Below are 12,538 nucleotides of genomic sequence, written 5' to 3'. Positions count from 1 at the left end.
CGACGTAGCGGCCGTGGCCGGAGCTTAGGCGGCCTCGGTGACGGGTGCCAAGGTCGGGTTGTCGGCCGGGTAGAGGTGGGTGAAGGAGAGCTCGGCGGAGGTCGTGCAGGATGCGCAGCCGGTGCTGGTCATGGTGAAGTCGTGCCAGCTGCGGGCGGGTCGGTCGAGTACGGCCCGCATGAGAGAGAGGCAGTTGGTTCGCTGGGGGAATGGCCGATGGTCTTGACGCGGCGGCGGGTTTTGTCGAAGGTGCGCTCGATGGGGTTGAAGTGCCGTACGCACTTGTGCTGCTCGATCGGGAAGCGCAGGGCGGTGGTCGAGCTCTGGGCGGTCGGTGAGCAGGCACTTGGCCGCGCCGGGTTGCGGCTGGCCCAGGCTTCGGCGAAGGCGTCGATGCGTCGCTGGATTCAGTCGTTGAGGTGCTGGCCGGGCTTGATGTCGTCGCTGAGGCTGCTGAGGTAGAAGTTCTGCCCATAGGCGGCCTTTGCCGCGGGCTGGTCTGCGGCGTTGGCCTTGGCCAGTTCGGTGCGGGCCCGATGGGGGAGACATCGCTGGTGCAGCGAGGACGGAAAGGTCTGCTCGGCGGCACTGATCAGGCCGGGTGCGCCTCGGAGACGAGGAGTAGCGGCGGGCGCAGGCCGCGAGCGGTCAGGTTGGTGAGGAAGTCGTGCCAGGCGTCGGTGGACTCCGAGCCGGCGGCGGGCCGGGCTGATGAAGACGGGTTTGCTTGGGGCGGTGATGCCCCAGGCGGCCAGGATGGGTTCGGCCCGGCTGCCGTCGTGCATGTTGAAGTGCGAGGCGTCGCAGAACAGGTAGTCCAGCTCGATGCCGGTCGCGGCGGCACCAGGCGTCGTACTCGGCGATGATGGCCTCGCAGATGGTCGAGGCCGTGGACTTGGACAGCGCGGCTTCTGGGCCGAGCGCGTCGGCCAGCGCGTCTTCGAGGTCACGCGTGGACAGGCGGCGCGTGAAGGAGACGATGACGAGCGTCCAGCGTGTGGGTGCGGCTGGCGCCGGTGTCGAACAGGCGGGAGGCGAACTTCTCGGTGGTGCCGCGCCGCCGCGGGCGGGCGATGGTGATCGGCCCGCTGCTGGTCTTGACGGTGGTCGGGCAGTGCCCGTTGCGGTGACCAGGCCGCACCTTCGTCTCTTCGCTGCGGTCTGCGGAGATGGTGGCGGCGCGATGGTAGCGGGCGCGGCCGGAGGAAGGCCTCGACCTCGGCTTCGACGGCGGTCTGGATGATCGGGCGGGCGGCGGGCCGGGCGACGTCCTCGATCACCTCGACCAGGTCACGATCGCAGGGGAACCGGGCGTCGATCTCGGTGCGGATGGCCTGAACCGGCGGTAGCGTGCGCGGCACGAGCGTAGGTCCTTGCGTGGTGCGAACTTTGGTCGGTTCAGCACGCAACCTATGCTCGTCCCCATTTGCACCGCATCTCGGTGCGGCCAGGACGAACGGCCTTACCCGATGGGCGATGGCACATGTGACGATGGACACGAGCCGGCACGCCCGACACACGGATCTGCCGTGCGAACTCCTGGGCGGCGAGCGGGACTGGAAGGTGCCCGCGCACCCCACTCCGGGGAACACACCGCCAGTGCTGGTTATGGCTGGCTGCTGGGGATCTTGGCAGAAAATCTGCCAAGATTGGCCATTATGGCGCTTATTGACGAGTTGCACAGTATGTCATACTGCAACACGGTGTATCTTGCTGATTCTTTCGACCAGTTTATCAAACTTTCAAGACCGATATCGCTTTGCGTCTATCTCGAGCATCGGCGACATCGTCATGAACGGTCCAGAACACATTATCGAGCAGGGCCTCTCTGTGTCAGAGGATCCTGAACCATTCAGTGGATGAGAGCGTGAGCCGGGTCCTTGCTCAGCTTTGCATCCGCCGCGTGAGAAAGAGAACCAGGTTGAGACGGTTCATGTTGCGTGCCCTCGCACTCGTCACGAGCCTTTTCGCCGGCATCGGTGCCGGCGGTGGTGTGGCCGAGGGTTCGAATATCGGCGCGCCCGTCACGTTGCCGACCGATTCCTATCGTTCACATTCCGGAGGCCTGATCACCCGGAATGTGTATGACTATGCGCCGTCGGTCATGGCGGATGGTCGCTATCGCATGTGGTGGTGCAGTCAGCTTTCCGGCGGGGCTGTCGCCGGCGATGACATCCTGTACGCCGAGTCGACCTCGCTCGGCGGGCCGTTCACCGCTCCCGGCGGCGGCCAGCAGGTGCGGGTCTTCGACGGCACGGCGACCGGCTGGGACCAGCACACCTGCGATCCATCGGTCCTGCGGGTCGACGGCACCTACTACATGTACTACGGCGGCTCCCGGGACGGATCGCCGGAATTGACCCAGATCGGCGTGGCCACCAGCACCAACGGCCTGCAGTGGCGGCGGCTCAACCAGGGCCGGCCCATCATCACCCCGGCCTTCGAGGTCGATCGGCCCAACAAGTACGGCGCCGGCCAGCCCAGCACCGTCTACCTGGGCGGCAAGTTCTACCTGCTGTTCACCGACACCACCGGCCGCGGCGCCCTGAGCAACGGCGCGGGGCAGTTCGCCTGGCGCTCGGCCGATCCCACCTTCCAGAGCGGTGTGGAGGTGTTCACCGCCACCGGCTGGCAGCCGAAGGCCGCGGGCAACGATCGCAGCTTCTCGGTGCTCAACGGCTTCTCCGTGGACTGGCACTACTCCGACGCGCTCCAGGCGTTCGTCGTGGCCAGCAACGGTCCCAACGCCACCGGCACCGTGCTGGAGTTCCTGGACCGCAACGACCTGCGCGTCCACCCCTACCCCAACGGCCTGCTTCCCGGCACCTACACCGAAGGCCCCGGCCTGGTCTCCAAGCCCGACAAACACGCCAGGGTCACACCTCAGGGCGAATGCGGCCGCGTCCCCATCGACGTCCTCCAATCGACCGCCAACGAGCCGCCCCACACCCTGGGCCACTTCGGCTTCGACCTACTCACCGGCCGAACCTGCGCAGACCTGACCAACTCCCAGGTCGCCACCCTGTTCAACGGATACGGCATCCACGCCCCTGGCCTACCGGCGACCTTCATCACCGGAGCCCGACGCCTGCAAATCCAGGAGCTCGGCGTCTACACCGCTCTGACGGGCAACCGGGTGAATGTCTCCTCCCAGACCTTCCACCAGATCCCCTACGGAGCCTCCCTGCACGCCCGCCTACCGGCCGTCCAGGCCACCGGCAAACTGCCCGGCTACCTCCTCGACGACGGCAACCTCTGGCCCGTCACCGACCAGCGCATCCTCACCGCCAACGGCTCACCCGTCACCACCATCAGCCTCCAGGAATACGACAGTTACCCCAAAGGCCCGGCTCTACGACACGCCTGGCCAAGCTTACCGGCCGCGCAGCCGGGCGTCACAGGGCCGTCATCGTCAACTGGGCTAGTGAGTCATCGATCCACGAGGCCCTTTTCATCCTGCTCCATTCGAGGCCGCGGAATAGGGGTAGGAGCTCAGATCGACCTAGTCAGATATGGTTCAACAAAAAAAGGGACGCCTCGGGATGCCGCGATGATCAACGAATAGGCTAGTGAAGTGGTAGAAAGGATCTCTTTTGGCAGGGCATCTAATCTACCCGCGCTCCTCATATGTCATGAGTTTGCTTGTCTCGCGGCTATTTTCAAACGCGCGAGGGAAGCAAGAGATATGCAGCACGATGATGGCCCGTCCGATTGTGGCGAGGCGGCATGCACCCGCGTCCGGTGGTGGCCGCGTTTCAAGCGGCGATCACACCTGTCCTCCGGATAGAGCGCCGCACTCACGTTGCTGTTCGGTAACCCCGATTGAAAGCGAAGATCATGAAATTCTGGAAACGCTGTGCCATCGGACTGGCCACCCTGATGGCAGTAAGCCTGGCACCAGTTGAGGCATCCGCCGCACAGGCGCCGCCGCTCGTCACCGCCGCTTTGAAAGCCAACGATTATCCGCCGGGAGATATTACCTCGCCACCCTATCTGTGTGGCAGCCCGCAACCGAGTGACGCCACCGTAGAGATTCTGGCTGCGGGCAACGACATCGAACCCCGGGGTAAGCTGTACTGGCACGCCAACGGCAATCCAACCGAGATAACGCACACCTTCGACATCACGGAAAAAGAGACACTGGGGGTGGAGACCAGCGTGAACACCTCGCTGGAGATCTCCAGGGTGGTCGGAGCCTCCCGGTCGGTCGGCGTGGTCACCAAGGTAGAGAACGAAATCGCCATAAAATTCGGGCTGATGGTAAAGATTCCTCCCCGCACAGTAGGCTACGCGCAGCCCTATGTGCAATTCGCGCGGGTCGCCTACAAAAACACCGACCATGTGGCGCGCTACAACATCATGGGCACCTGGTGGTGCATAAACGGCACGTTCATCAGCTACCGCTGGGCCAAGATCCCCACAGATTCGATTATCTGCAGCTGGCAGAGCCCGCCGGACACCCGCTGTACCCGCAGAATGCTGCAGGGCGGTGGCGGCGGATACGGTCAGCCGCCCGGCTCCAGCACCTCGGGTCCGACCCCGGGCCCGACCCCGGTGGCCGACGTGCGTGGCCTGGCCGATGGCACCCTGTTGCGGACCACCGACACCGGCCGAATCTACAAGATGGTCGGCGGCGCCCCGGTGTGGCAGGCCACCTGCAACGACAACATCTGCAACAGCACCCCACGCCCGACCACGCAAGCCGTCATCAACGCCGGGCCGGCCACCCCGCGCAACGCCTCCTCGGCAGTGGACCAGCGAGGCCGCGTATACCTCTTCGTGGGAGGCGCCCCCGTCTGGCAGGACTCGTGCGCAGCGCCGGTCAACTGCGGCAACCCGGTGAAGATCTCCGACTGGTCGATCGATGCCCGCGATCACATGAACCAGGAACCGGCCGACGGTACCCTAGTGCAGGCCCGATCCGACGGCACCGACCTGCCGGTGGCCGCCACGCTGGGCGGCGCCTTGGTGCCCTACAACAACGCCCAAGAAGTGATCGACACCGGCCATGGCGGCGACTGGACCTCCAAAGTGGTGATCATCTCTGGCGGCAGCTACAACCGGCTGGGGTTCATGCCCCGCAACGGCACCCTCATCCAGGGCACCGGAGGCGGATCCTCCACCCCCGTGGCGGCCATCGCCGGCGGCGCCCGCATCAACTTCGCCTCCGCCCAGGAGGTCATCGACGCCGGACACGGCACCAACTGGGCCAGCAAGGTACGCGCGGTCCCAGCCCGGCACTTCCACGCCATTCCCACCGTCCCGTATGACGGGACCCTGCTCCAGGCGCCCGGCACCCCGGTGGCGGCCATGGTCGGCGGCGCCCGCATCAACTTCGCCTCCGCCCAGGAGATCATCGACGCCGGCTACGGCACCAACTGGACCTCCAAGGTCCAGGGCGTTCCCGCCCGGGTGTTCAACGCACTTCCCACCCAGATCATCGACGGCACCCTCATTCAGGCCTCCAACGGCGCCAGCCCGGTGGCGGCCATCGTCGGAGGCGCCCAGGTCAGTTTCAACTCCCCCCAGGAGGTCATCGACGCCGGACACGGCACCAACTGGACTCAGAAGGTCCAGACGGTACCGGCGCGGGTCTTCGCCGCCCTGCCCACGAAGATCGCCGACGGCACCAGGATCGGTAAGAGCGGCAGCACGTCCGAGGCTGCGGTGGTCGGTGGCGCGAAGATTCCGTTCATCAGCGGAGCTGAGCGCGACGAGGTCGGTTACGGAACCAGATCGCTGCAGAAGATCCCGGCGCGGGTCTGGGACGCCCTGCCCACAAAGATCGCGGACGGGACGCGCATCGGCAAGGGCGAAACCTCCACTCAGGGCGGCATCGTCGGCGGGGCAAAGGTCGCCTTCGCGAATACGGCAGAGCTGGAGGCCGCCGGGTACAGTAATAAGCCACTCCGGAGGCTTCCGGCGCGGGTCTGGGATGCCTTGCCCACCCAGATCGCCGACGGCACCAGGATCGGTAAGAGCGGCAGCACGTCCGAGGCTGCGGTGGTCGGTGGCGCGAAGATTCCGTTCATCAGCGGAGCTGAGCGCGACGAGGCCGGTTACGGAACCAGACCGTTGCACGAGATCCCTGCGCGGGTCTGGGATGCCTTGCCCACCCAGATCGCCGACGGCACCAGGATCGGTAAGAGCGGCAGCACGTCCGAGGCTGCGGTGGTCGGTGGCGCGAAGATTCCGTTCATCAGCGGAGCTGAGCGCGACGAGGCCGGTTACGGAACCAGACCGTTGCACGAGATCCCTGCGCGGGTCTGGGATGCCTTGCCCACCCAGATCGCCGACGGCACCAGGATCGGTAAGAGCGGCAGCACGTCCGAGGCTGCGGTGGTCGGTGGCGCGAAGATTCCGTTCATCAGCGGAGCTGAGCGCGACGAGGCCGGTTACGGAACCAGACCGTTGCACGAGATCCCTGCGCGGGTCTGGGATGCCTTGCCCACCCAGATCGCCGACGGCACCAGGATCGGTAAGAGCGGCAGCACGTCCGAGGCTGCGGTGGTCGGTGGCGCGAAGATTCCGTTCATCAGCGGAGCTGAGCGCGACGAGGCCGGTTACGGAACCAGACCGTTGCACGAGATCCCTGCGCGGGTCTGGGATGCCTTGCCCACCCAGATCGCCGACGGCACCTACGTCAAGTCCCCCGACTCGGCGTCGGTGTGGCTGATCAACGCCGGACACAGGACGCAGGTGCAGCAGACCAGCAATGTGCAGGTGATCCCCACCCGCGTCTTGGACGCCATCCCGCTGAGCTGACGATCTCAGGTGGAGATCCGCGCCGTTGTGTGACCGGGCGTGGATCTCCACCCCTCGATCGCTCCCGTCAAGGGCCACCGTGCTCAGGCCGGTAGAACCGAGGCCGTGCATCTCATCTGACTGACCTGTCGGAAGCCCCTTCTGCTTGATGAAGAAGCGGGGTGCTGCCGGACGGATTCGGAGGGAGAGCTGATGCCACAGATGACGGCATCGCGGAGGAGGACGTGCGCTTCGCCAAGATCCTCAACCCGCCCTGGCACGAGAAGTCGAAGAACCACCGGCGGGCGCAGGCGCCGCCAAGCGGGAGGTCGACCAGCGGGGCAACCTCCCCACCACGGTGCAGAAGTCAACAAAGGTCCGTGATCTGCTGGAGGATGAGAAGGTCGCGGACCGGGTGGCGACCGATCTGCTGGGCCCCGCAGGTGGTCTCGGAGATGGTCGAGGTGAACCCGTCTGGGTTTAATGGACAGCTGATGTGGCCCGACTTCGGTGGAGTTGACTTGGTTGGCTGTCATGCCAGCTGGGTCTTTGGGTGAAGCATCTCGTACTCGATCGGGGTGAGCATCCCCAACGCGCTGTGTCGTCGCTGCCGGTTGTGGAAGATCTCCAGATATTCGAAGATCGTTTGCTAATTCGAGGCGAGTGTTCCAGCGCCGCCGGTTGAGCAGTTCCGTCTGCATCCGGCCCCAGAACGAATCCATCAGGGCGTTGACGCTCCTATAGTTCGTCAAGTCGTCACAGCTGGCTGTGGGCGGGCTTTGATGGCTTGGAAGATTTCGCGGGCCAGGTAGCGCTTGAGGCGGCGGATGATCTCCTGTTTGGTCTTGCCGTCCGCGGTGCGGCGGGTCACGTAGTCGATGGTGGGCTGGTGGAAGCGCATGCGGACGATGACGACGCGGTAGAGCGCTGCGTTCAGCTGGCGGTGGCCGCCGCGATTGAAGCGATGCCGGGTGGTGGTGCCGGAGGAGGCCGGGATGGGGGCGACGCCGGCGAGTTTGGCGAATGCGGCTTGGGAGCGGATGCGTTCGGGGTTGTCGCCGACCACGATGAGCACTTCGGCGGCGGTGTCGGCGCCGATGCCGAAGGCGTTGACGAGTTCGGGAGCCTGCTGAGTGGTCAGCTGCTCAAGTAGCATGTCGTGCTCTTTGATCTCCTGGTCCAGGTCGAGCCAACGGCGGGCCAGGGCGCGCAGGGCTCGCTTGGCTGAGGCCACGGTGCTGCTCAGTGGACCGGGTCGCAGTCCGGCGCAGCGCTCCAGCAGGGCCATCTTCGACAGGCCGGTCAACTGCTCGCGCAGTTCGTCGGGGACGGTGACTAGCAGTGCCTTGAGGGTCACCATGGCCTGGGTGCGGGCCTTGACTGCGGTGTCGCGCGCAATCTTGGTGTGGCGGATCATCTCCACCGTGCCCTCAGCGCTCTTGGGCGTTGCGGTGGCCGTACCCCACCAGCACCGCGAGGGAGGCGTTCTCGGCGGCGATCGGGCCCGGCTTGCCACGCTGGCGGCGCACGCGCCGGTCAAGTCAATTGACCTCACCACCTTGACCTCAAGCCAGCGCAGGTGGGAGGTCAGTCTGGGACACGATGCCGCCACCGCTCTCAATCGAAGACGCCGTTTCGCCGACAAAACCGTAGCTATCCCGTTCCAAACAGTAACCGGCGCGGTGGACAGACCTTGCTGTCACAGCACCACAAAGCCTGCCTAACCCTGACCACCAACCTCAGCCCTATCGAGATATTCGGGGTCACGATCTTCGTCAGGCTCTAGCCGCCTCGCCCCGCCCCTCTTGCCGTTTCGCCGGCGAAACGGCAATGCGAAGAAGGCGGGGGCTCACCCCATCCGGTGCTGCGCTCGCCTCATGCTCGTCACCGGTGAGGCCTACGGTGCTTGAGCGCCTGGACCAGATTCATCGGCGTTGACCAGGCGGCTGGCGGCCACTTCGACAGCACCGGCAGATAACCCTCACGAGCACCGTCAAGGACCGTCAGGCGGCCTCCCAAGCCGGTTGCGCGTGGGATACCCGACGCCGGGCGAGCGCCAGGTAGAGCGGGATGGTGATCGCGAGGCTCACGATCCAGCTGATGTCCGCCCCCGCCAGCAGATCGGCGACCGGGCCGGTGTACAGAGCCGTGCTCATGAAGGGAATCTCCACCAGCACACCCACCGTGTACGCCACGAGGGCAGGTGCGTCATACCTGCCGTATCGCCCGCCATCCGCCCTGAACAGGTCGGCGACTGCGTAGTCGCCCTTACGGATCAGGTAGAAGTCGATCAGATTGACGGCCGTCCACGGGATGAAGACGTACTGGAGCATGATGATGAGGTTGGTGAAGCTATTCAGGAAGTCCTGCGACATGAGCGCCGCGCCTGCGGTGGCCAGCACGACGAGGAGCGCACCGATGGCGGCCCTTCCCCATGCCGTGGGCAACCAGTCACTGCGGAAGGTCTGCACCATGGTGACGACGGTGAGGGTCGCGCCGTAGAGGTTCATGGCGTTGAAGTGCATGATCACGGCGGCGAAGCTGAAGAGCACGATCGTGCTCAGCGGTTCTCCGAGTACGGCAGGCAACCCGGTGAGCGCGTCGCCGTTGACGGAGATGGCCACAATGACGCCGATCCCCATCGGGATCATGCCGCCCAGCAGGGCTCCGCCGTAGGTCCACCAGAACGTGGACTTCAGCCCGGCGGTGTGGGCGGGCATGTAGCGGGAGTAGTCGGAGACGTACGGCGCGAAGGCCAGCAGCCACAGCGCGCCGATCGCCATCGTGCCGAGGAAGCCGCGGACGGTCGGCACACCGATGGCGAAGACGTCCGCGCTGATGCGGCCCATTATGACCAGCCCGACTATCACCACGGCCAGAGACGTGATCGACACGGCCGTGATGATGTGACCGATGAGGTGGATGAGCCGGTAACCGACGACCATGACCACGAGGCCCACCAGGGCGAAGACGAGGGCAAGCGGCGTCAGCGGCAACGCCGGGAACACCGCGTGCACCGACTGTGCGCCGGAGACGATGTTGGCGGCGTAGATCCCTTCATACATGACGAGCACCACGACCAGGATGACCAGGCAGCCACGGACGCCGAACTGGCCGCGGCTCTGGATCATCTGCGGGATGCCCAGCCGGGGGCCCTGAGCGCTGTGCAGCGCCATGAACAGCCCGCCGAGCAGTTGTCCTGCGAGCAGCGCGACGATGCTCCACCAGAAGTCGAGTCCGTAGATGACCGGTGGCAGGCCGCCGGTGAGGATCGTCAGCGGCCCGATGTTGGCCGCGAACCAGATGCTGAACAGGTCGCGCGGGCGGCCGGTCCGCTCGCCGGCGGGGATGACGTCGATGGTCCGGTGTTCGACGAAGGCGCTCATGGCAGTGTCCAGGGGGTCGAGGGTGATCCGAGGTAGGCGACCTTGAGCTGGGTGAACTCGTTGATCGTCTCGAGCCCGCCCTCCTCGCCCTGGCCGGACAGGCCGTGCCCTTCGTAGGGAACGTGGGCGTGGTCGCGGTAGGGGCAGTTCGTCCAGACGATCCCGGCGTCGAGGCGATCGGTCAGGTCGAGCGCCTCGGCCAGCTGGTCGGTCCACACCGTGGCGGCCAGGCCGTACGGTGTGCCGTTGGCGATGCGCACGGCCTCGTCGAGGTGGCGAAAACGCATGACCGATACCACGGGTCCGAAGATCTCCTCCTGCGCCGCCGCCATGCCGGGGACGACACCGTCCAGGACGGTCGGCTCCAGAAAGGCGCCGACCGCGGAGGGATTCCCGCCTGCGATGATCGAGGCGCCCTCGTCGACGGCGCGGCTGAGATGTTCCTGCACCCTGGCCCGATGCTGCTCGCTGATCAGCGCGCCGACCTGGGTGGTCGGGGCCAGCGGGTCACCGACGACGATCCCCGCGGTGGCGCGCAGGAACAGTTCCATGAACGGCTCGGCGATCGCCTCGTCGAGCAGGAGACGAGATCCCGCGGTGCAGACCTGACCCGCGTTGAAGAAGGCATGGTGGACCGAGGTGCGGGCGGCGGCCACGAGATCGGCGTGCTTGGTGACGATGTTGGCCGTCTTGCCCCCGAGTTCGAGGTGGCAGCTGACGGTGCTCGCCTGCCTGATGCTCCGGCCTACCTCGGTCGAGCCGGTGAACGTGATCTTCTTGACGCCGGGGTGGGCTGCGAGCAGCGCGCCGGTTCGCCCGTCGCCGTTGAGGATGTTGACCGCACCGGGCGGAAAACCTGCCCGCAAGCACAGCTTGCCGTAGAGGATCGACGTGAGCGGGGTCTGCTCGGCCATCTTCAGCACGACTGTGTTGCCGGTGGCCAGCGCCGGGGCTGTCTTGGTGACGGCGAAGAAGAAGGGGAAGTTCCACGGGGCGATGGCCGCGACGACTCCGTACGGCTCGCGGCGCGAATGGGTGAGGTGACCGGGTTGTTCCGCGTACGTGGCGCCCCGGATGTTCTGCGGAAGGGTGGCGTAGTAGTCGAGGAGGTCGGCGCAGATCGCCACGTCATCGTGGCAGTCGGAGATGGGACGCCCGCTGTCGCGCGCCTCGAGTGTCGCGATCTCCGAGGCGCCGGCGCGGATCAGGCCGGCGAGGCGGCGCAGCAGGGCCGCGCGTTCCGCAGCGGGTACCCGACGCCAGAGGTGGCCGGCTCGGGTCGCGGCGTCGACGGCGGCGTTGACGTCCGCCTCTCCGCCGAGCGCGACCGTGTCCAGCTCCTCGCCGGTGGCTGGGTTGATGGTCGTGAACGTTCCGCCCTTTTCCGAAGGCCGCTCTTCGCCGTCGATGAGGTGAGCGTTCATCGCATGCTCCCGTCGACCGCGACGGGACCACGGCTGGTCAGCGACTCCTGCAGAGCCAGGGCCGCGGCCAGGGCGGCTCGCCCTTCCGGTCCGCTGACCAGTGGTGGCAGGGCGTCGCGGGCCGTCGCGATGAACCTGGCCGTCTCGGCGGCGTACATGCCGGTGTTCATCGCGTCCGGGTACTCGACAGCGCCGGCGCCGTTGATGACCACCCCGTGGTCGCGTTCCGTCAGGTAGGCACAGCCGTCCACGCCCACGTACGCCAGCGCGTGGTCACCGTTCGACAGCCCCGCCTGGTCGGGCAGGGCCCAGCTGGTCTCATGCGCGCCGACGCATCCGTTGGCGAAGCGCAGCGTGGCCACGATCGACGCGGTGGCCTTGAGCCCGAGGACTTCGGTCTCCGAGGCCACGCCGTACACCTCGACGATGGGCGAGCCGATGATCCACTGCAGCGCGTCCAGGTCGTGGACCGCCAGGTAGAGCGGCAGCGTGGTCTGGTCCTGCTGGCGGCGTCCCTCGGACACAGGCCAGTTGCGGCGGGTGAAGGTGTGGATGGGAGCGCCCAGAGCACCCTCGCGTGCCCGCTGCTGGACGGCCACGTAGCGGGGGTCGGATCGCAGGGAATGCCCGATGACCAGGCGGCCGCCGGGATCGGCGGCGACCATCGCGTCGGCGTCGGCGAGCGTGGTCGCGATCGGCTTCTCGCAGAAGACGTACTTACCCGCGCGCAGGGCGGCGATCACCGCCTCCCTGTGCAGCCCGTCAGGAGTGCTCACGAAAACGGCATCGACGTCGTCCGTGGTGACGATCTCGGCGAAGTCCGTGGAGAAGCGGACCCCTTCGGCGACGAGTCCGGCCGCGTCCGGATCGACGTCGCAGCAGGCGGTCAGCCGGGCGTCACCGATGTCTCTCAACGCGGCGACACGGATCCTGCCCATCCAGCCCAAGCCGACGACGGCGCAGTTCACCATGGTGTTTCCTTTC

General features: G+C 66.4%; 7 protein-coding genes and 1 pseudogene. 2 read left to right on the top strand and 6 right to left on the bottom strand.

The window, feature by feature from the left end; genetic code table 11:
• Positions 1 to 24 precede the first annotated feature (24 nt).
• Positions 25 to 1,361: pseudogene (locus HD597_RS67185) on the bottom strand (IS256 family transposase).
• Between the two features lie 572 nt (positions 1,362 to 1,933).
• Between HD597_RS67185 and HD597_RS01310 the strand changes: the two are divergent.
• The gene (locus HD597_RS01310; protein ID WP_253739718.1) at positions 1,934 to 3,565 is read left to right on the top strand and encodes a glycoside hydrolase family protein; all 1,632 of its coding nucleotides are present in this window, start codon (positions 1,934 to 1,936) and stop codon (positions 3,563 to 3,565) included.
• A 257-nt stretch (positions 3,566 to 3,822) separates the two neighbouring features.
• A complete protein-coding gene (locus HD597_RS01305; RefSeq protein WP_253739717.1) occupies positions 3,823 to 6,765 on the top strand; it encodes a hypothetical protein in 2,943 nt (980 codons plus the stop codon).
• A gap of 511 nt (positions 6,766 to 7,276) precedes the next feature.
• On the opposite strand, the gene HD597_RS01300 is transcribed toward HD597_RS01305, so the two are convergent.
• The 5 genes from HD597_RS01300 to HD597_RS01280 form a co-directional block, all read right to left on the bottom strand.
• Positions 7,277 to 7,387, bottom strand: coding sequence for an IS3 family transposase (locus HD597_RS01300; protein WP_372513345.1), 111 nt, complete (start codon positions 7,385 to 7,387; stop codon positions 7,277 to 7,279).
• A gap of 105 nt (positions 7,388 to 7,492) precedes the next feature.
• Positions 7,493 to 8,161, bottom strand: a complete 669-nt coding sequence (locus HD597_RS01295; protein WP_253740339.1) for a transposase — start codon at positions 8,159 to 8,161, stop codon at positions 7,493 to 7,495.
• Positions 8,162 to 8,747: 586 nt separating this feature from the next.
• A complete protein-coding gene (locus HD597_RS01290) occupies positions 8,748 to 10,130 on the bottom strand; it encodes a purine-cytosine permease family protein (RefSeq protein ID WP_253739715.1) in 1,383 nt (460 codons plus the stop codon).
• Positions 10,127 to 11,554, bottom strand: coding sequence for an aldehyde dehydrogenase family protein (locus tag HD597_RS01285; RefSeq protein WP_253739713.1), 1,428 nt, complete (start codon positions 11,552 to 11,554; stop codon positions 10,127 to 10,129). Before HD597_RS01285 ends, HD597_RS01290 begins: the two co-directional genes overlap by 4 nt.
• Positions 11,551 to 12,525 carry a Gfo/Idh/MocA family protein gene (locus HD597_RS01280; protein WP_253739712.1) on the bottom strand — a complete coding sequence of 325 codons (975 nt, stop codon included), beginning with the start codon at positions 12,523 to 12,525 and terminating at the stop codon, positions 11,551 to 11,553. Before HD597_RS01280 ends, HD597_RS01285 begins: the two co-directional genes overlap by 4 nt.
• Positions 12,526 to 12,538 lie beyond the last annotated feature (13 nt).

The sequence above is a fragment of the Nonomuraea thailandensis genome (assembly GCF_024172165.1).
In the GTDB taxonomy this organism is placed as follows: domain Bacteria; phylum Actinomycetota; class Actinomycetes; order Streptosporangiales; family Streptosporangiaceae; genus Nonomuraea; species Nonomuraea thailandensis.
Note: the sequence above shows the minus strand (reverse complement) of the source record. Positions and strands in the feature narration are given on the sequence as shown.

Excerpts from the sequence above, each read along its gene's own strand:
- HD597_RS01310 (WP_253739718.1), top strand. The coding sequence starts at position 1,934 with ATGTTGCGTGCCCTCGCACTCGTCACGAGCCTTTTCGCCGGCATCGGT.
- HD597_RS01295 (WP_253740339.1), bottom strand. The coding sequence starts at position 8,161 with ATGATCCGCCACACCAAGATTGCGCGCGACACCGCAGTCAAGGCCCGC.
- HD597_RS01290 (WP_253739715.1), bottom strand. The coding sequence starts at position 10,130 with ATGAGCGCCTTCGTCGAACACCGGACCATCGACGTCATCCCCGCCGGC.
- HD597_RS01285 (WP_253739713.1), bottom strand. The coding sequence starts at position 11,554 with ATGAACGCTCACCTCATCGACGGCGAAGAGCGGCCTTCGGAAAAGGGC.
- HD597_RS01280 (WP_253739712.1), bottom strand. The coding sequence starts at position 12,525 with ATGGTGAACTGCGCCGTCGTCGGCTTGGGCTGGATGGGCAGGATCCGT.